This window comes from Pseudomonas sp. M5, assembly GCF_016907075.1.
GTDB lineage: Bacteria > Pseudomonadota > Gammaproteobacteria > Pseudomonadales > Pseudomonadaceae > Aquipseudomonas > Aquipseudomonas putida_E.
The window spans coordinates 961,989-981,567 of record NZ_JAFBBH010000001.1; the positions used below are offsets into that span (position 1 = coordinate 961,989).

General features: G+C 61.8%; 16 protein-coding genes. 11 read left to right on the forward strand and 5 right to left on the reverse strand.

Features of this window, described 5'->3' with window-relative positions:
- The gene (locus JOE27_RS04535; RefSeq protein WP_012314606.1) at nt 1–831 is read right to left on the reverse strand and encodes an undecaprenyl-diphosphate phosphatase; all 831 of its coding nucleotides are present in this window, start codon (nt 829–831) and stop codon (nt 1–3) included.
- Between the two features lie 300 nt (nt 832–1,131).
- Between JOE27_RS04535 and JOE27_RS04540 the strand changes: the two genes are divergently transcribed.
- The 10 genes from JOE27_RS04540 (at nt 1,132) to JOE27_RS04585 (ending at nt 12,048) form a co-directional block, all read left to right on the forward strand.
- A complete protein-coding gene (locus JOE27_RS04540; RefSeq protein WP_119687075.1) occupies nt 1,132–2,766 on the forward strand; it encodes a methyl-accepting chemotaxis protein in 1,635 nt (544 codons plus the stop codon).
- Nucleotides 2,767–2,890: 124 nt separating this feature from the next.
- Nucleotides 2,891–3,469, forward strand: a complete 579-nt coding sequence (pnuC, locus tag JOE27_RS04545) for a nicotinamide riboside transporter PnuC (RefSeq protein ID WP_046786123.1) — start codon at nt 2,891–2,893, stop codon at nt 3,467–3,469.
- On the forward strand, nt 3,466–4,017 hold the full coding sequence (locus JOE27_RS04550) for an AAA family ATPase (RefSeq protein ID WP_115274708.1): 552 nt from the start codon (nt 3,466–3,468) through the stop codon (nt 4,015–4,017). The genes pnuC and JOE27_RS04550 overlap by 4 nt, the downstream gene beginning before the upstream one ends.
- Before the next feature lie 297 nt (nt 4,018–4,314).
- Nucleotides 4,315–4,752, forward strand: coding sequence for a hypothetical protein (locus tag JOE27_RS04555; RefSeq protein WP_115274707.1), 438 nt, complete (start codon nt 4,315–4,317; stop codon nt 4,750–4,752).
- A 1-nt stretch (nt 4,753) separates the two neighbouring features.
- Nucleotides 4,754–5,332, forward strand: a complete 579-nt coding sequence (locus JOE27_RS04560; protein WP_115274706.1) for an adhesin — start codon at nt 4,754–4,756, stop codon at nt 5,330–5,332.
- 48 nt (nt 5,333–5,380) lie between these two features.
- The gene (locus JOE27_RS04565) at nt 5,381–6,868 is read left to right on the forward strand and encodes a heme utilization protein (RefSeq protein WP_115274705.1); all 1,488 of its coding nucleotides are present in this window, start codon (nt 5,381–5,383) and stop codon (nt 6,866–6,868) included.
- 67 nt (nt 6,869–6,935) lie between these two features.
- Nucleotides 6,936–7,616: a C39 family peptidase gene (locus JOE27_RS04570; protein WP_115274704.1), complete on the forward strand. Its 681-nt coding sequence runs from the start codon at nt 6,936–6,938 to the stop codon at nt 7,614–7,616.
- A gap of 32 nt (nt 7,617–7,648) precedes the next feature.
- The gene (locus JOE27_RS04575; RefSeq protein WP_196996373.1) at nt 7,649–8,392 is read left to right on the forward strand and encodes a hypothetical protein; all 744 of its coding nucleotides are present in this window, start codon (nt 7,649–7,651) and stop codon (nt 8,390–8,392) included.
- Nucleotides 8,393–8,438: 46 nt separating this feature from the next.
- On the forward strand, nt 8,439–9,719 hold the full coding sequence (locus JOE27_RS04580) for a transporter (protein WP_046786116.1): 1,281 nt from the start codon (nt 8,439–8,441) through the stop codon (nt 9,717–9,719).
- Between the two features lie 133 nt (nt 9,720–9,852).
- The gene (locus tag JOE27_RS04585; protein ID WP_125925078.1) at nt 9,853–12,048 is read left to right on the forward strand and encodes an LTA synthase family protein; all 2,196 of its coding nucleotides are present in this window, start codon (nt 9,853–9,855) and stop codon (nt 12,046–12,048) included.
- 51 nt (nt 12,049–12,099) lie between these two features.
- Here JOE27_RS04585 and JOE27_RS04590 read toward each other — a convergent pair whose 3' ends face one another.
- On the reverse strand, nt 12,100–13,425 hold the full coding sequence (locus JOE27_RS04590) for a sigma-54 dependent transcriptional regulator (protein ID WP_119687079.1): 1,326 nt from the start codon (nt 13,423–13,425) through the stop codon (nt 12,100–12,102).
- A 341-nt stretch (nt 13,426–13,766) separates the two neighbouring features.
- On the opposite strand from JOE27_RS04590, the gene JOE27_RS04595 reads away from it, so the two are divergent.
- Nucleotides 13,767–14,033, forward strand: coding sequence for a hypothetical protein (locus JOE27_RS04595; protein WP_012314620.1), 267 nt, complete (start codon nt 13,767–13,769; stop codon nt 14,031–14,033).
- Nucleotides 14,034–14,146: 113 nt separating this feature from the next.
- Here JOE27_RS04595 and JOE27_RS04600 read toward each other — a convergent pair whose 3' ends face one another.
- The 3 genes from JOE27_RS04600 to cobN all read right to left on the reverse strand — a co-directional run bounded on the left by JOE27_RS04600 (nt 14,147) and on the right by cobN (nt 19,579).
- The gene (locus JOE27_RS04600; RefSeq protein WP_119689048.1) at nt 14,147–14,737 is read right to left on the reverse strand and encodes a VWA domain-containing protein; all 591 of its coding nucleotides are present in this window, start codon (nt 14,735–14,737) and stop codon (nt 14,147–14,149) included.
- A gap of 77 nt (nt 14,738–14,814) precedes the next feature.
- Complete coding sequence (locus JOE27_RS04605; RefSeq protein ID WP_119687080.1) at nt 14,815–15,816, reverse strand: AAA family ATPase; 1,002 nt, start codon at nt 15,814–15,816, stop codon at nt 14,815–14,817.
- Nucleotide 15,817: 1 nt separating this feature from the next.
- Nucleotides 15,818–19,579: a cobaltochelatase subunit CobN gene (cobN, locus tag JOE27_RS04610; RefSeq protein WP_204918053.1), complete on the reverse strand. Its 3,762-nt coding sequence runs from the start codon at nt 19,577–19,579 to the stop codon at nt 15,818–15,820.

The window sequence follows — 19,579 nt, forward strand, 5'->3', positions numbered from 1 at the left end:
TCAGCCGTGCGCCGTCGACCAGTCGACCCAGCCGAACTGCCAGGTGGCCAGGATCAGCAAACCGAAGGCTATGCGGTACCAGGCGAAGGCCGCATAACTGTGGTTGGCGATGAACTTGAGCAGGCCGCGCACTGCGATCATGGCGAAGATGAACGAAGTCACGAAGCCAATCGCGAACACTGGCAGATCGCTCGGCTGGAACAGGTCACGGTATTTGTAACCCGAGTACACTGCCGCACCGACCATGGTCGGCATTGCCAGGAAAAACGAGAACTCGGTGGCTGCCTTGCGCGACAGGCCGAACAGCAGGCCGCCGATGATGGTCGAGCCGGAGCGCGAGGTGCCCGGGATCATCGCCAAACACTGCACGAACCCGATCTTCAAGGCATGCGACCAGCGCATGTCATCGACGTGGTCGACCGCCACGCTGTGGGTGCGGCGCTCGGCCCAGAGCATGATCACACCGCCGATAACCAGCGCCGTCGCCACGGTGATCGGGTTGAACAGATATTCATGGATCAGGTCCGCGAACAGCACCCCCAGCACCACCGCCGGCATGAACGCCAGCAGCAGGTTGGCGGTGAAACGCCGCGCCGCCGGCTGGCTTTTCAGCCCGAACACCACATCGAGGATCTTGCGCCGAAACTCCCATACCACCGCCAGGATGGCCGCCAACTGAATGATGATGTTGAAGGCCATGGCCCGTTCGCCACCAAAGCCGATCAGGTCAGCAACGATGATCTGGTGACCGGTACTGGAGATCGGCAAAAATTCTGTCAGTCCTTCGACCACGCCCAAGATGATTGCCTGAAAGGCAGTCCAAAAATCCATCATTCCCCCGGTTGGAGCGCTGCTGCTTGCAGGCCCCTTGTTCTTGATTTGCTTGTGATTGCCGCATGCGGCGCGGCCTTTTTACAGCGTCAGTTGGGACCCGTGCCAGTAGAAAAGTTCACGTGGCCTAAAGGTTTCATCTCGCGCGGCCGAAATCCTAGCAGAGCGGCTTTGCAAAGGCTTGCCCGGCATGCGGCATCACAGCCATTAACTAGCACTTAGCCATTAGTCGGGTTTGGCCAAGCGCCAAAGCATGCTTGGATGCACCTTCATAAAAAGAACAATGCGGGAGTGCCGTTCATGAAGACCTTGAGGTCAATGTCGATCAGCCGCCGTTTGTGGCTGATACTGCTGGTTGCAGTGGCAATGCTGGTGATGCTCGGCCTGCTGATGCTGCGTCAGATCCATGGCGACCTGTACCAGGCCAAGGCGGAAAAAACCCGCCATGTGGTGCAGACCGCTGCGGGCGTGCTGGCGTATTACCAAGGCCTGGAGGCCGCAGGCACGCTCAGCCGCGATGCGGCCCAGCAACAGGCCCTGCAGGTGGTGCGCGCGCTGCGCTACGACCAGAACGACTACTTCTGGATCAACGACCTGGCGCCGAAAATGATCATGCACCCGGCCAACCCCAAGCTCGATGGCCAGGACCTCTCCGCCATTCGCGATCCTGACGGTTTCGCCGTATTCAACGAAATGGCTGCCCTCGCCCGCAGCCAGGGCGCAGGCCCGGTCAATTACCGCTGGCCCAAGCCTGGTGCCAGCGAACCGGTGGCCAAGACTTCTTATATTCAACTGTTCAAGCCATGGGGCTGGATCATCGGCTCTGGCGTGTACATCGATGATGTGCAGGCTGAATTCGCCCGCCAGTTGCGCCATGCCTCGCTGGTGGGCCTGGGTATCGCCCTGCTGATGGCTCTGGTGGTCATGCTCATCGCCCGCAGCATCGCGCGCCCGTTGCAGGAAGCGGTACAGGCGATGGGCAACATCGCCAGCGGCGAAAGCGACCTGACCCGACGCCTGGATACCCATGGCCGTGACGAAATCACCCACTTGGGCGAGCACTTCAACCGTTTCAACGGCAAGTTGCAGCGCGTGGTCGGCCAACTGCAGGGCGCGGCGCACTCGTTGGCGCAGTCCGCCGGGCATGTCGGTGACAATGCCGGTGCCGCGCAACAACGCAGCGCACAGCAATCGATGCAGATGGACCAGGTGGCAACAGCGGTCAACGAGGTGACCTACGCGGTGCAGGACGTGGCCAAGACCGCGGAGCAGGCTGCAGGCGAAATGCGCGCAGCGCAGCAGCAGGTGGAGCACGGGCAGCAAGCGATCCATGGCAGCCTGCAGCAGATCGACCGGCTTTCGGCAACTATCGAGCAGGCGGTACAAGTGATCCGTGACCTCGCCGGGCACAGCACGAAGATCGGCGGGGTGCTGGAGGTGATACGCTCGATCGCCGAACAGACCAACCTGCTGGCCCTCAATGCGGCCATCGAAGCGGCCCGCGCCGGCGAGCAGGGCCGTGGCTTCGCGGTGGTGGCTGATGAGGTGCGGCTGCTGGCCCAGCGCAGCGCGCAATCGACGGCAGAGATACACACCATGATCGAGCACCTGCAAGGTCAATCGGACGCCGCGGTCAAGGCCATCGACACCAGCAGCGAAGCTTCGCGCCAGACAGTCGAGCAAGCCCGGGAGGCCGGCTCCAGCCTGGACGCCATCAGCCAGGCGCTGCACAACCTCACCGTGCTCAATGCCACCATTGCCAGCGCGACCTTGCAGCAGTCGCATGTGGTTGAGGAGATCAATCGCAATGTGCTGGACACCGCCGGGTTGTCGCAACAGACCGCCGATGCAGCGCGCCAGTCCAGTGATGCCGGCGTGGCGCTGGGGCGCCTGAGCGAAGAGTTGGAGCAACTGCTGCGCCAGTTCCGGGTATGAGGACACTCGTGCGAGCCGGCCCGTCGGTTCCCACTGGCATGCGCCAGCACGTGCTGCTGGCCTTCTACTCCTTCCTGCGCCCACACGCTACAATCGCGCCCCTTACCCTCTCCAAGGATCGCCGATGTCCGGCCTCGAACTCATCGCCGCCGTGCTTGGCGTCACTGCCGTCTGGCTCACCGTCAAACAGAACGCCTGGTGCTGGCCTATCGGCCTGGTGATGGTGCTCATTTATGGCTGGCTGTTCTTTGAGGTGAAGCTGTACTCAGGGATGCTGCTGCAACTGGCCTACGCCGGTTTGCAGTTGTACGGCTGGTGGCAATGGAAACGACCAGACCGGGTAGAGGACGCACGCGCAGTGTCGCGCCTGCCCGTGAAGGCTGTGTTCACAGGGCTGGCAGCGGGCCTGGTGCTCAGCGTTGCCCTTGGCGCAGCCATGGCCCACTGGACCGACGCCGCTCTGCCTTGGCTGGACGCTACGCTGACGGGCTTGAGCCTGGTCGCGCAACTGTGGATGGCGCAAAAACGCCTGCAGTGCTGGCCACTTTGGTTGGTGGTCGACCTGTTCTATGTTGGCCAGTACCTGCACCAGCAACTGTATTTCACGGCGGGCTTCTTTGCCGTGCTGACCCTCATCGCCGTGCGTGGCTGGCTGGAATGGGGCCGTGATCCGGCGTTGCAGCCAAGCAAGGTGCAACCATGAAGGTCCTGGTACTGTGCGGCCCGGAGTCCAGCGGCAAAAGCTGGCTTAGCGGCGAAATCCAGGCGCACTTTGGCGGTGTGGTGGTCAGCGAGTACGTGCGGCATTTCATCGACCAGCACTGCCGCGACACCTGCTACGCCGATATCACCCCCATCGCCCGCGGCCAGTTGGCCTGGGAAGACCAGGCCCGGGAGATGGCGCCGCCGTTGCTGATCCTCGATACCCACCTGCTCAGCAATATGCTCTGGAGCCAAGCGCTGTTCCAGGCTTGCCCACCCTGGCTTGAACAGGCATTGCTTGCACGCCACTACGACCTGCATCTGCTGCTCAGTCCGCAAGGGGTTGACTGGGTTGCCGATGGCCAGCGCAGCCAGCCCGACCTGGCTGACCGCCAGGCATTCTTCGATGACAGCCTGCAATGGCTGCAACGCCATCGGCAAAGGCTGCAAATCATTGATGGCCACTGGCCCCAGCGTAGCGCCTCAGCATTACGTGCCGTGCAACAGCTGCTGCTGGGCACAGCGCCGCACTGCCCCACCGAGTGTTAAACCGGTGATACACCACGCTGGGCGTTGACCCCCGTATTTGCGCACTTCCCCACCAATTGCGGGGGGAGTGTCAAGCAGGTGAGACATTGTTGAAAAGAGCGCTGCAGGCAATGTGCATAGCGGGCAAAACGGCGAGCGGCGGCAAATCTGTCTCAGCGCTGATACAACAACTTCCAGCCGCTCCCAGCTAGATTCTGCAAACCACTGAATTCAAAGCCTTTTCCAAAAGCGGCACGCCTCCTGCTCTCCTCCTCGCAACGCTGAACTAGGCCAGCGCTCGAAGAAGGAATCGCCGTCGTGAGCACACTGGATAAAGGCATTACCCGCCTCCTGCTTGTCGGTTGCGTACTGGGGGCAGGCATGGCGCTGCCGGTCCAGGCCGACAACGGCATCATCGTCATCACCCGCGATGTACAACCTCGGATGGCGATACGTGCGCCACTGGCGCCTGACCCCAACCCCACTACCGCCAACGCCAACCCATCCGCATACGTGCTCAAACAGAGCAACGAATTGAGCGATGGCGACTTCGCCAACATCACCAGTGGCACGGGAATCTCTTCGCTGATCACCCAGCAGACCGACAACCTGGGCGGCAACATCAGCAACCAGAACCAGCTACCGAACCTGGCAGCAGGCCGTGGCACAGGCTCGGGCAACGGTATTTCCAACATGGTCAACTCAAGTGTTCAGCGTGGCCTCGCCCCTCTGCAGATCCTTACCGGAGGCAAATGAGATGAGGCAGACGCTGTCTATCATGGCCGTGTTGTTCAGTGCATCGGCCCTCGCCCAATCCCCCGTTCCTGTGCTCAACCATGCCACCATCGACAGCTCCGGCGCGCAATACCAAGGCAACTTCAGCGTAAACCAGGCCGCCGGCGACCGGCAGCAACAGGCCAATGCCCGGGCTTTTGCGATGGGCCACGGGGCAGATGCAACCACGCAGATTCGCCAACGCCAGCAGTCGATCGTCGACCCCAACATGGGAGCCACCGCCAGCATTCAGGGCGACGCCTTCAGCCATGGCAGCGGCGCTCTTGGCGTCAACCAGAGCGCAGGCGCCAGCACCCAGCAGGCCAATGCCCTGCGCATCAGCATCAGTACACAACCGCAAAGCATCGATGACAGCGTCCTGTTGCAGCAGAACGTGGCGCTGATCAACAGCTCCGATCCAACTGATACCTCACCCGGCTATCGCCAGGTCACTACCGGTGACCAGGCATTCACCGGTAGTCGCGGGGTCATCCAGCTGAATCAGAGCGCCGGGGTGGGCAACCAGACGGCAAACACCCTGAGCGTACGGGTCGCGAACTGACCCAAACAGGTGAGAACAACACTTAACCTAAAAAGACGGAGAAACACCATGAAACCCTCGATGGCAATCAAGCCTCTGGTTTTCGCAATTGCTGCGGTCATGGCTGTTGCTGCACAAGCGGATCAGAACGACAGGCGTGGCAACGGCCACAACCACAACTACACACCACCGGCAAAAGCGGTGTACACCAGTGCCACTGCTGAAGCGACCGACATTCAGAGAAGCACTAACAACAGCATCCGCAACGAAGGCACCATCAACGAAGCCGAGATGAGCAGCTCCGGTACTGGCGCAAGTGGCAACGTGGGCGTCAACGTGGCAGCCGGTAACGGCAACCAGCAGGACAACGCCGCGGCCATCGCCAACACGTCGTCCGACAATGCCGACATCGACAACAGCTTCGTCTTCGGCACAGCCACCGCAACCGCCGATGTTGTCCAGCGCAGCAACAATAACACCGTCAACAACTGGTCGACCCAAAGCTCCGCGGTCATGAGCGGCTCGGCCGATGGCAGCAGCGGCAACATTGGTATCAACGTGGCTGGCGGCGACCTGAACCAGCAGAAAAATACCATGGCCATTGCCAACAACAGTGCTGGTATCGGTAACTCGACCGCCACCGCTTCGGCCGATCAGAATGGCCCTGGCCTGGAAGTCAACAACCGCGCCGACCGTACCTATACCGTCGATACGTTGACCTTCACCACCAGCAAGAGCGGGTCGTCCTCGCGTAGCGGCTCGTTCGATGCGAGCGTCGACAAGAGCTCCAGCTCGAGCTTCAGCGTGGCTGGCTCCAACAGCAGCAGCGCCAGCGGTTCGAAGAGCAGCAGCTCCAGCGGCTCTAGCAGCATGAGCGCCAGCGGCTCCAACAGCAGCAGCGCCAGTGGCACCAACAGCATGGCTGCCAGCGGCTCCAGCGGTTGGGATGCCAGTGGTTCGGCCAGCCGGGACCACAGCTCTTCGTCTAGCGCTTCGCTGAACGCCTCGCTCGATGCCAGCATTGAGGGCAGCGCCTCTTCCTCCGAAACGTTTGGCCGCTTCGAGCGTTCTCGCAGCTCCGACTTCGATGCATCGCTCAACGCATCGCTTGACGCCTCGGTGGACAAGTCGCATGACTCGGCCAGCAACTCGTCGTTCGACAAGTCCTACAACTCGTCCTTCGACAAGGCGTATGACTCTTCGTATGACCGTACCCGTGACTCGTCCTATGACAAGTCTCGCGATACCGCCTACGAGAAGGCACACGATTCGGCATGGGAAAAAGCGAGCGCTTCGGCCTACGAGAAAGCTGGCGAAAAAGCGTCGGAATCTTCGGACAGCATCTCGAAGAGCTTCAGCGAGTCTAGCGAGTTTGCGCTGAGCAACACCGTGTCGTTCCAAGTGCTGACCCCGACCGGCTGGGCCAACCCTGTGACCAACACCGCGACCCTGAGTGGTTCGGTCAATGGTGGCAGCGGCAACCTGGGCGTCAACGTGGCAGCAGGTGTGGGCAACCAGCAAAGCAACTCGCTGGCCATCTCCAACACCTCGATGTAACAACTGCGGCCTGGAGGCCCCCTTCGGGGGGCCTCTTTCTAACAAGAAAAAGCAGGGGGCGTCGAACATGCGCATGATCGCCTTGGCAGTGTTGCTGAGCATGGCCGGTGTCAGCGAAGCAGCCCAGATGCCATTGTCCGTGCTACCGGGTGGCGCGGTGATCTACAAACCCATCCAGAGCATCCGCGAGCGCAAGTTCGCTGACCTGGTACAGCAGAAAACCGACTTCAGTTGCGGCGCCGCATCTCTGGCAACCATCCTGCGCCAGGCCTACTGGCTTGACGTCGACGAACAACACGTGATCGAGGGGATGCTGGCACACGCTGACCAGGATCTGGTCCGCACCCAAGGCTTCTCGATGCTCGACATGAAGCGCTACGTGGAAAGCCTGGGCATGCGTGCCCGCGGCTACCGGGTAGCCCCGGACACCTTGCACAGTATCCGCATACCGGTAGTCGTGCTGCTGGACATCCGCGGCTACAAGCACTTCGTGGTGATGCAAAAAGTCGATAAAGGCTGGGTATACGTCGGCGACCCGGTACTAGGGCACAAGCGCTTCAAGATCGATGACTTCGTCAAAGGCTGGAACGGCATCATCTTCGCCGTCATCGGCCAAGGGTACGACAAGAACAATATCCTGCTCGATCCGCCGCTGCCGCTGAGCGCCAAGAACCGTGTCAGCAACTTCACCCCGGTGCAGGACGCCGAGCTGATGGACTTCGGCTTCATCCAAAGCGATTTCTTCTAATGACAATGGGCAAGACGCTCCGGGAGCATCCCATGAAGACTTCAATCTGGCTGGCCGCCATTTGCCTGGCCGCCAGCCTTCCGACACAGGCAGAAACGTTCAAACCGATCGAGCTGAAGGATCAGGAACTGGCCAACCTGCGCGGGCGCTACGTTATGCCTGGGCGCATCGTCAGCTTTGGCATCGTCATGACCAGTACCTGGCAGAACGCCAACGGTGAAGTGATTGGTGCAACCTCCGCGATGCAGATCCAGCAGTCGACCATCAAGCCGCAGTTCTATGTATCGATGATCAATGAAAAAGGCACAGGCAGGCCGCAATCGGGCAGCGCCGGCACCGGTACCGTCACCGGCGGCGGTGGCCTGAACAGTACCGAAGGCGTAACCCAGGTCGTGCGTGCTGCCGGCGATTACAACACCGCCCATAACAATGTCGACATCAATGTCACCAAGGCCAACGAAGCGTCAGCGGCACAACCCCAAGGCCAGGCCCTGGCCGCAGGTACTACGCTGGTCGGCGCCAATGGCGCAGGCTCGCTGAGCGTTACCTCCAGTGGCCGCGGCGTGCAGCTGAACATCATCGCCAGCAACAACCAGGGCAACACCGTGCAGCGCCTGGGCCAGGGTGGCCTTATGCAGAACACTACCCTGCTCGGCACCAGCAACCGCGTCAGCAACCTGACGTCGCTCAATGTGGTGCTGCGTGACGCGCCCACAGCCGGATCGATGGCCCCAAACCTTGATCAGCTCAAAGGCCTTCGCAATCTCGGATACTGATCTACGCTCAGTCTCATCGTATGTAGTCAGAAGGGACGGCTAACCCATGCACCGTTTGTTGACGTTCAGAGTTATCGTTTGTTTGACAACCTTGGCCCCGGCCACTCTGCTACAGGCGGCAACCGACCCACAGGTCGAAACTCTCAAACAGGAACTGATGGCGCTCAAAGAGCGCTATGAAGCCCAACAGAACGCACTGATGGTACTGGAGCAACGCCTGCGCCAGGTGGAGGAGGCGCCGCGAGCGCCAGCGCCCAAACGCCTGACAAAGTCCCCCGCCGAGGGCGTCAAGGGTGGGCAGACCGTGGCATCGGGCGCTCCCGGGACCACCGGCAGTTCCTATGGCCAATCGCTGCAGGACGACTCGGAACCTGCGCAAAGTGTGTCCAACCTGTACGACGAAGCCAGCGGTTTCTTCGGCGGCGGCAAGTTCAGTGTCGAAACCGGGCTGACCTACACCCACTACGACACGCGCGCCTTGACCCTCAACGGCTTCCTCGCCCTCGATTCGATCTTCCTCGGCAACATCAACATCGACCGCATCAAGGCAGACAACTGGACGCTGGACCTGACGGCACGCTACAACGTCGATCAGCGCTGGCAGTTCGACATAAACGTTCCCATTGTCTACCGCGAATCGACCTACTCTTCCGGCGGTGCGGGGGGTGCTGCCGGTGTCAGCTCCGATGGTACCGTTACCCGCGACCCCGCCCTCGGTGATATCAACGTCGGCGTGGCCTACAAGTTCCTGGATGAGTCGGAGAACTGGCCCGACGCAGTCGCCACATTACGCATCAAGGCGCCCACCGGCGACGACCCCTATGGCATCAAACTCATCCCGGTTGCCGGTAATGACAACCTGGCTGTCCCTGAGGACCTGCCGACCGGCAACGGTGTCTGGGCGATCACGCCCGGTATCTCGCTGGTCAAGACCTTCGACCCGGCCGTGCTGTTCGCCAGCCTGTCCTACACCTACAACATGGAGGACTCGTTCAGCGACATCAGCCCCACGGTCAACACCAAGGTGCCTGGTGACGTGAAACTCGGCGACTCTTGGCAGATCGGCGGCGGTATTGCGTTTGCCTTGAACGAAAAAATGAGCATGTCGTTCTCGGTCACCGATCAGTTCTCGAGCAAGAGCAAGATCAAACCCGACGGCGGTGACTGGCAGTCAATCACCAACAGCGACTACAACGCGGCGAACTTCAACATCGGCATGACCTTCGCGGCCTCCAACAACCTGACCATCGTCCCGAACCTTGCCATCGGCCTGACCGATGATGCCCCTGACTTTTCCTTCAGCCTGAAGTTCCCTTACTACTTCTGACGTCACTGTAACCGGGCTCCCGGCGGGCCCGGCTTTTGGTAACCAACCCTTAAGTCAGCCGCTTTCATGACCCCACCCTGCTATGATTGCCCATACATTTGTGACGTTTTAACGGCAATCAAGGAAAGTTTTCGTGAAAAACCCGCACGGCCATCCGCATACCCGGCTCGTAGCCCTTGCGACCCTGGTAATAGTGATACCCCTGGCTGCGCGCACCCTGCTGGGTTGGTCCAACCCGCTTGGCTATCTTTCGGACCTTGCCTTGGGCAGCCTGCTGGTGCTGCTGTTGTACCGCAGGCCCTGGTGGCTGGCCACGCCCGTGCTGCTGGCGTGGGCTGCATTGTGGGTCGCTTCGGCAGAGCTGGTCAGTGCAGTGGGCCGGCTGCCTACCAGTGCCGACCTGAGTTACCTGTTCGATACACAGTTCATGGAAAACTCCACCGACGGCGGGCTTGCCCATGCCTGGCTGCCGTGGGTCATGGGCGCTGGCTTGCTGGTTTGGGCGCGCTCTGCCTGGCGCAGCCGCACAACGCCTGACGCACCGCTGGGCCCCAAGGCGCTGGCCATACCGTTGACGTTGTTTGGTTTGCACTGGGGCGCTCAGCATCTGGCGCCGTCCGACGCCGATCAGTGGCGCCAGTACAACCTTCCCCATCAGCTCCTTTCCGTCGGCGTCGGTACGCTGCAGCACAAGGCACTGAGCTGGGCCGGGCAAACGCAACCGATCACCCCCCTTCCCACTGCCGGCCTGACCCAGTCAGACCTGAACGGCCAGAAGTTGCCAAGCGGGCGTGCCCGCAACCTGCTGGTGATCACCCTCGAAGGCATCCCCGGCGCCTACGTGCGGCCCAACCGTCAGGCCCTGCACAGCCGTTTTGATGAAAACCTGATGCCCAACCTCAGCCGCTGGGCAGAGCGTGGGATGAACACGCCAGACTACGTATTGCATACCCACCAGACCATTCGTGGCCTGTATGCGATGCTTTGCGGTGATTACGACAAGCTGGCCAACGGTACCCCAAAGGGCATGGAACTGCTCACCCAGCATCAGCGCAACCAGGCTTGCCTGCCAGCCCAGTTGCGTCAGGCCGGCTTCACCACGCATTACCTGCAAGGCGCTGGCCTGCGCTTCATGGCCAAGGACCGCATCATGCCGCACATCGGTTTCGACTCGGTGCACGGCCTGGAATGGTTCAGCAACGAGAACTACCTGCAATTCCCCTGGGGCAAGGATGACCGCGCGTTCTTCGAGGGCGCGCTGGACTACGTGGGCCAGCTCAGGCAACAGGACCGCCCCTGGATGCTTACCCTGCTGACCGTGGGTACCCACCAGCCATACTCGGCGCCCGCTCAATACCTGGAGCGGCATGACACAGCCAAGCAGGCTGCGGTGGCTTATCTGGATGACGCAATCGGTGCATTTCTCGACAACCTCGAACGCCAAGGCGTGCTTAAAGATACGCTGGTCGTAATAACCTCCGACGAGTCCCACGGTATCGACGGCGTGCGCCTTGCCTCCTCCTGGGGCTTCAACCTGACCTTGGCCCCGGAGCAGGCGCAGCTACCCCATATCAAACATGGCACCTATGGCCATATCGATCTGGCAACGTCCTTGCTCGATTATTTCGCCCTGCCAATACCTGCCGCCTTGGGCGGCCGCTCGCTTTACCGCGATTACGATACGGGTCGCGAGATGATTTCCTACACCAACGGCATGTTGCGCTACCACGATGGCCGGGGTGTATTCACCGAATGCGACTTCCAGCAGCGCTGCCGCCGCTATGCCAGCGAGGGCTTCATTGCCGAAAAGGCCAAGTACCTCGGCGCTGGTGACAGCCGACTCGGTGCTCAACTCGGCGCCCTGGCCGGCGTGCTGGATCAGTCCTTGCTGCAGACGCCGCTCAACCTGCGCTATCAGTTCGGCGGCCCCTCGCCCATCCAGTTGCAAGCGCGAATTCGCGATGACTGGGCCGATAACCTGATTGGCGCCCAGTACCTGGAGATGCCTGGGGGGTCACGCACACGAGTACGGGTCAAGGTACGCGCACTCGATCCACAGCATGCCGCCTATATTCAACTCAAGGCCAAGGAACTGGAGCAGGATGTGCCATTGGGGCTGCCTGACGAAATTCGTGTGACTGCCGCCGAGCCGCTGGAGATGGAGTTCGGCTTCGACAACCCAACGCAGCGCAAGGCGTTTTCGTTCCACCTGCTGGGGTATGGCGCAGGGGAAGTCGAAGTCAGCGATTTCAGTGTGATCACGGCGCTGCCAGGCGAAGAGGAGACGGCCGAAGAGGGTTCGGACGGGCATATCGCTCAGTCGAGCTGATCGGTTCTCTGTGGGAGGCGCCTCCCAAGGTAGGCGCCGCTACAAAAAAATTCAGCGAATCTGGTGCTTGTGCAATAGCCGATAGAACGTAGGCCGTGATATTCCGAGCACCTTTGCGGCAAAGCTCAGGTTGTTGCTGTGCCTGTTGAGTACATCACACAAGGCCTGACGTTCTGCCCGATGCTTGTAGTCTTCCAGGGTACCCAACGGCAGATCTTCCTGTTCCAGTACATGCAGGCCAAGGTCTTGAGCCTCGATCTGTCGCCCTTCTGCCAGCACCAGCCCCCGACGCACGCGGTTGGCCAGCTCCCGCACATTGCCCGGCCAATTATGGCGGCCCATTGCAGCCAAAGCGTGGTCACTGAATGTGCGCGGCCTGCGGCCTGTTTCCAGGCTGTAGAAATGGGAAAAATGGTTGGCCAGCATCGACAGGTCACCATGCCGGTCTCGCAAAGGTGCTGTCACTACCTGCAAGACATTCAGCCGGTAGTACAGGTCTTCGCGAAAGCGGCCTTGTTCGATGGCACGCTCCAGGTCCACGTGCGTCGCCGCCAGCACCCGCACATCGACCGGTATCGGCTGGCTTCCACCTACCCGCTCGATGTGCTTTTCCTGCAAAAACCGCAGCAGGTTAGCCTGTAGTTCCAACGGCAGGTCGCCAATTTCGTCGAGGAACAAGGTGCCGCCATGGGCTGCTTCGATACGGCCGACCTTGCGCTGGTGGGCGCCAGTAAAAGCGCCCTTCTCATGCCCGAACAGCTCCGACTGGATCAGGTGCTCGGGTATCGCACCGCAATTGATGGCGATAAACGGCATTTCGCAGCGCTGCGACTGCCGATGCAGGGTGCGAGCGACCAGTTCCTTGCCTGTACCGCTTTCCCCGCGTATCAGCACGGGTGATTCGGTTGGGGCCAGCTTGCCCAGCAGTTTGCGCAATTCGAGAATCGGCCGGCTGTCGCCGAGCAGCTCGTCCTTGAGGCCATCGATCGGCACGGTGCCCTTGCCCCGCAAGCGGGCCATGCCAAACGCGCGCCCCAAGGTCACCAGAACCCGAGACACATCGAACGGCAAGGTATGGAAGTCGAAGAACCACTCGCAAACGAAGTCACCCACATTCTGAATTCGCAGTTGTTCGGCGTTGAGCACCGCGATCCATTCGGTGTTGCTGCGCTTGATCATGTCCTTGACTGCATCCGGGTGTCGCAAATGCGAATCCTGCAAGCGCAGCAGGCCAATATCGCAACGGTGCTCCAGCGCCAGGTCAAGGCTACAGCTGTGAACATCCCAACCGGCGTTTTCAAGGCCGGGCAACAGGCGGTGGCAATCGTCGCAGGGGTCGACGATGAGCAAGCGACGAAGGGATGCGGTTTCGTGCATGACCGTTCCTTGGCGCCAGATTATGGTTTTTTACGAGAAAACAGTAAGTTGCGGCGCCCATTTAACAGTAGCAACGAACTTGACGCTGCCCACTACCGTCTGTCCGCCCATTTCTGACGGTTTTCGGGCATTCGGGAATTTTTCGTAATAAACGGCGTCACAGGCGGCGCAGGAAACAAAAAATGTGTGCGTCGTAAAAAAATTTACAACCACTGTGTGACTTCACCCCTAACTTGGAGCATCAGTACAAATAACCCCGCGCTGCGGATCGCGACAACCTGAAGCGATAGCAGTTACGCGGACTTGAATTTCGATGTTTGGGACCATAGAGAGACCGAACCATGAATGCCCCGCTCCGTGTCAACGAAGCACTGCTGATCGCCGACCACGCCTTCGAACCCTTCCAGTGCGTCGCCTGGGATGCACCCAACGGTACTGGTGAGCTGAGCCTGGCAGTGATCGACCGGACCAGCACCCGTATCGGCAGCAAGCAAGTGTCTTCGCGCATCTATTCCGACCCGGCCCAGTGGGCCAGCCTGATCGAAGAAGTGCGTGCCGAACTGTGCCAGAAAGGCTATGCCCTGCAACCCTGGTCGATGCCGAAGTAATATCAGAGTTTGCGTGCAAGTGCGTGTTCGGCACGCACTTGTGCAACTTTCCAGTACCACTCAGGCAACTTGCAGAACTGCGACAAAGTGTCGCCCCACCCTCGCGCAGTGCATCACTCTTTTAGCTTGAATTGCTCGATATGCTGATAGCGTGCTTGCAATTGCATGGCAAGTTGCTGTGCCCGCCCCAGACGAACCGGCGCCATTTCCATGTCCACCAATAGTGTGGCACAGGGCATCGGCTGCAGATCATTTGAGCGCTGCAGACGTCCATCGGTGAATACCAGGCAGCGCTGCTGCTCCTGTGGGTGGGCTTTTTGCCTTGCCTGCAGCCAGCGCCTGCCCTGCTCCAGGGCTGCGATCAGCGGCGTACCGCCGCCAGCACCCAATGCGTTCAACCAGGGTTGCAGTGACGCCGAGGCTTTCAGGCCATGACGCTGCCACTGCGGTGCACCGCCGCTGGCGGTCAGCAAGGCTAGTCGCGCACGCTGGCGGTAAGCCTGGTCAAACAACTCTGCCAGCAGCCCTTTACTCTGTGCCAGTGCCTTGTGCCGGCGGGTGGAGGCCGAAGCATCGACGATCACCAGCCACAGCTGGGCAGCACTGCCTTGGCGCTGTTGCCAGCAAAGGTCTTGGCGCACGCGTGGTCGCCCTTTCAGCAAAGTAGACAGCCAGGCCACGCGGCCCTTCTCCGCTGCACGCACGCGACCACGGCTGGCACCACTCAGCTTACCGACCCGGGGCAAGGCATCCGCCACTTTAGTGCCTGGCGGGCGGATGCTCAGGGCTTTTTTGCCCAGTTCGGTACCTCACGCCGGGCGCCGCTGGCCACAGGCTGCGCAGGCAGCGCGCCCCAATCACCCTGCCCGCCCTGGCTATGCCCATCGCGACCGCCTGCCTCGGGGGGATTGGAAGGTGGTGCCACCTCTGGCGGTACGCGGCGTCGATGGCGCAATGCGAATTCCGCGACCGCATCGACATCAAGCTCCTCGATCGCCTCGCCACCGCGCCAGGCACAATGGGCGCGGGCGGCACGTAGCCAGACCAGGTCTGCACGCAGGCCGTCGACCCCAGCGGCGAAACAGCGCTCGGTGATCCAGGCCAAGGCCTGATCGTCCAGCGCTATCGCTGCCAGCCCCTGACGCGCCGCATGACAGCGTTCGCGCAACTGTGCCTGAGCAGCGGCCCACTGTTCACAGAACGCCAGGGGGTCGGTGTCGAATGCCAAGCGACGACGAATGATCTGCTGGCGCGCCTGTGGCGCGGGCAAGCCATCGAGCACCACATTCAGACCGAAGCGGTCGAGCAACTGCGGACGCAACTCGCCTTCTTCGGGGTTCATGGTGCCAATCAGAACGAAACGGGCACTGTGGCGGTGGGAAATGCCGTCACGCTCTATACGGTTGGTGCCGCTGGCAGCCACATCGAGCAAAAGATCGACCAAGGTGTCGGGTAGCAGGTTGACCTCATCGACGTACAGCACGCCGCCATCAGCCTGGGCCAGCACCCCTGGCGAAAATTGCGCCTTGCCCTGCCCCAGTGCCGCATCGAGGTCGAGCGTGCCGACCAGCCGTTCCTCACTGGCGCCCAGCGGCAGGGTGACGAACGGCCCCTCACCGAGCAGGTCGGCCAAGCCGCGAGCCAAGGTACTTTTGGCCATGCCACGCGGGCCCTCGATCAGCACGCCGCCGATTTTCGGGTCGATTGCGGTCAGGCACAGCGCCAGCTTCAGGTCGTCTGCACCGACCACGGCCGCCAGGGGAAATTGCACGGGTTCACTCATTTCAAGCTTGTTCCTCGCCGTCGAGCAACTGCTCCTCAAGGGCTTCGCGGTATTCACCAGGCGCTTCCCAGAGCCCGCGCTGCTGGGCCTCCAGCAATCGCTCGGTGAGGTCTCGCAAAGCCTCGGGGTTATGCTCACGCATGAAGTCGCGGGTCGCCGGGTCGAGCACATAGGCATCGGCCAGCGACTGATAATGATGGTCATCGATCAGGTGTGTGGTGGCATCGAAAGCGAACAGGTTGTCGACCGTCGCCGCCAGTTCGAAGGCCCCCTTGTAGCCGTGCCGCTTGGCCCCGTCGATCCATTTGGGGTTGAGGGCTCGGGCGCGAATGACCCTGTTCAGTTCCTCTTTGAGGGTGCGGATACGCGGCCGATCGACCTGGCTGTGGTCGCCGTGATAACTGGCCACCACCGCACCGGACAAGGTTTCGGACGCCGCCAGCATGCCACCTTGAAACTGGTAATAGTCGTTGGAATCGAGCAGGTCGTGCTCATGGTTGTCCTGGTTCTGCAGCACCGCCTGGACCTGGCCCAGCCGCCTGGCGAACTGAACACGCGCCGGGGTGCCTTCGTCACTGCCACCGTAAGCGTAGCCGCCATGGTTGAGGTACACCTCGGCCAGATCGTCCCGGCTATGCCACAGGCGGCCATCGATTGCATTCTGCACCCCGGCCCCGTAGGCGCCGGGCTTGGCGCCGAATACCCGCCAACCGGCCTGGCGTGCAGCCTGTTCGGCCTCCACCCCTTCAGCCTGCAGCGCCGCTCGCTCGGCACGCACCCGCGCCGCCAGGGGGTTGAGGTCATCCGGTTCGTCCAGCGCCGCTACCGCCTGTACCGCGGCATCGAACAGGCGGATCAGGTTGCCGAAGGCATCGCGGAAAAAGCCCGAGACACGCAGGGTCACATCCACCCGTGGGCGATCGAGCAGGCTCAACGGCAGGATCTCGAAATCGTCGACACGCTGGCTACCGGTAGCCCATACCGGGCGCACGCCCATCAGCGCCATGGCCTGGGCAATATCGTCACCGCCGGTGCGCATGGTTGCAGTGCCCCACACCGAAAGGCCAAGCTGGCGCAGATGGTCGCCGTGGTCCTGCAAATGGCGTTCAAGGACCAGGTTCGCTGAGGCGAAACCCAGGCGCCAGGCAGTCGTGGTGGGCAGGTTGCGTACATCCACCGTATAGAAGTTGCGGCCCGTGGGCAGTACATCCAGGCGACCGCGGCTGGGTGCCCCGCTGGGGCCGGCTGGTACGAAGCGCCCAGCCAATGCTGCGAGAAGGCCATTGATCTCGGCCGGCCCGCAGGCATCCAGGTCTGGAGCAACCTGCTCCTGTAAGGCCTGCACCACCTGACGTACCGGCTGCCATTGCGCCTCGTCGGGCAATTGCAGAGCGCCGCCCAAAGCTTGCTCGATCACCTGCAGTGCCAGCAGTTCAAGGCGTTCCCGGCTGTCGCCAAAGGTACGCCACGGTGCTTCGCTGACGGCCTGCAGTAGCGCCGGGCGCGGCCCCGCCCAGTTTTGCCCCAGGTCACAGTCCAATGGGTCGAAGCCCAGCACCAAAGCCTTGGCGAGTGTGCGCAACAAACTGGCGTTACCACCCCGACCATCACCGCGCTCGACCCGAAGCAAAGCCAGCAAGGTGTCGATCCGCAGGCGGGCTTGCGGAGACTGGCCAAATACGTGCAGGCCATCACGGATCTGGGACTCCTTGAGATCGCACAGGTAGGTATCCAGGCGTGGCAGCCATACGGCGGCGTCGTCCAGTTGCCCTTCCAGTTGCAGCTCCCGGTCGATGTGGTTGGCCTTGACCAGCTCGAGAATGTCGCGCTGCAGCTCACGGGCGCGGCGCGGGTCGAGCATCTGCGCTTCATAGAACTCATCAGCCAGCTGTTCAAGCTCGCGCAACGGCCCGTACGTTTCGGCTCGGGTCAGCGGTGGCATCAGGTGGTCGATGATCACTGCCTGCGTGCGGCGCTTGGCCTGGGCTCCCTCGCCCGGGTCGTTGACGATAAATGGGTAGATGTTCGGCAGCGGGCCGAGTAGCGCATCCGGCCAGCACTGGTCAGACAGGCCGACGCCTTTGCCGGGCAGCCACTCCAGGTTGCCATGTTTGCCCACATGGATGACCGCATCGGCGGCAAAGGCGTGGCGCAGCCAGAAATGAAATGCCAGGTAGCCATGCGGCGGAACCAGATCCGGGTCGTGGTACACCGCACTGGGGTCGACCTGGTAACCGCGTGCCGGCTGGATGCCGACGAAGGTCAGGCCATAGCGCAGCCCGGCCACCATCAGGCGGCCGCTGCGGTACATCGGGTCCTGCTCGGGCGCCCCCCAGCGTTCCAGCACAGCCTTGCGGTTGGCTTCGGGCAGGCGCTCGAAAGCGGCCTGATAATCTGCCAGGCTCAGGCTCTGGGCGCAGGGGCGCTGGTCGAGGTGATCGAGATCGTTGGTGACGCCGCCGAGCAACTGGTGAATCAATTGGGTGCCGCTGTCCGGCAGTTCGCCCAGCGGGTAGCCTTCAGCCTGCAGCGCCTTGAGAATGTTAAGCGCCGCCGCAGGGGTATCGAGCCCAACACCATTGCCGATGCGCCCGTCCCGGGTCGGGTAGTTGGCCAGCACCAGCGCAATGCGCTTTTGCCCATTGGGCAGGCGCGCCAGCGCCACCCAGCGGCTGGCCAGCTCGGCGACAAAATCCATACGCTCCGGATGGGCGCGATAGCACACCACGTCAGACTGGCTGCGCTCGCTGCGCCAGGCCATGTCCTTGAAGCTCACCGGCCGGGTAATGATGCGCCCGTCCAGCTCGGGCAAGGCAATGTGCATGGCCAGGTCGCGTGCGCCCAGGCCTTGCTCGCTGGCTTCCCAACCAGGTTGGTTGTCTTGCGCACAGATGGCCTGCAGCACCGGTATGTCCCGGCGAAACGGCCGCAGGCTGGGACGCTCCGGACTGGACATGGCAAAGCCCGTGGTATTGATCAGGACCTCGGCGCCCGCTTCGTCCAGCCAGTTTTCGACCTGTTCCAGGCAGGCGCTTTCCTTGAGGCTGGCAACGGCGATCGGCAGCGGATTGAGGCCGGCCGCCTGCAGGCGCAGGCAAAACACGTCGATGAACGCGGTATTGGCTGCCTGCAGGTGCGAGCGGTAGAACAGTAGCGGCGCTACCGGGTGCTCCGGGTGCCACTGGGCGTACCAGTCCTGGAGCGTGGCATTGGGAGTGCCCGGGTGATACACCGAGGTGCGTGGCAACGGTTGCGGTGCATCCCAGCTGTAATCACGGCCCAGCCACTGGCTGGCCAGGTACTTGAACAGATTGACGGCGTTGGCCTTGCCGCCCTGACGCAGGTAGTGCCAAAGGCGCTCGGCTGGCTCTCCAGTGACGGTGCCAAGCCCGGTCAATTCCGGATCGGGGCGGTCGTCACCGGGCACCAGGATCAATTGCACGCCGCGTGAAGCCAGTTCGACCAGTTGTTCCACCCCATAGCGCCAGTAGCCGACGCCACCGTGCAACGACACCAGGATCACCTTGGCGTGGCGCAGCACCTCGTCGACATACAGGTCGACGGAGGCATGGTTCTGCACCTGCATGGGGTTGGCCAGGCGCAGGCTGGGGTAGTCGTCCGGCAGTTGCTCGGCGGTTTCGGCGAGCAACGCCAAATGCGAGTCGCCGCTGCAGAGGATCACCAGCTCGGCGGGTGTCTGGCCGAGGTCGGCGATGCTGTCGTCCGGCACGAAGCCGCCGGGCTGGGTCCGCAGCAGGTGCAT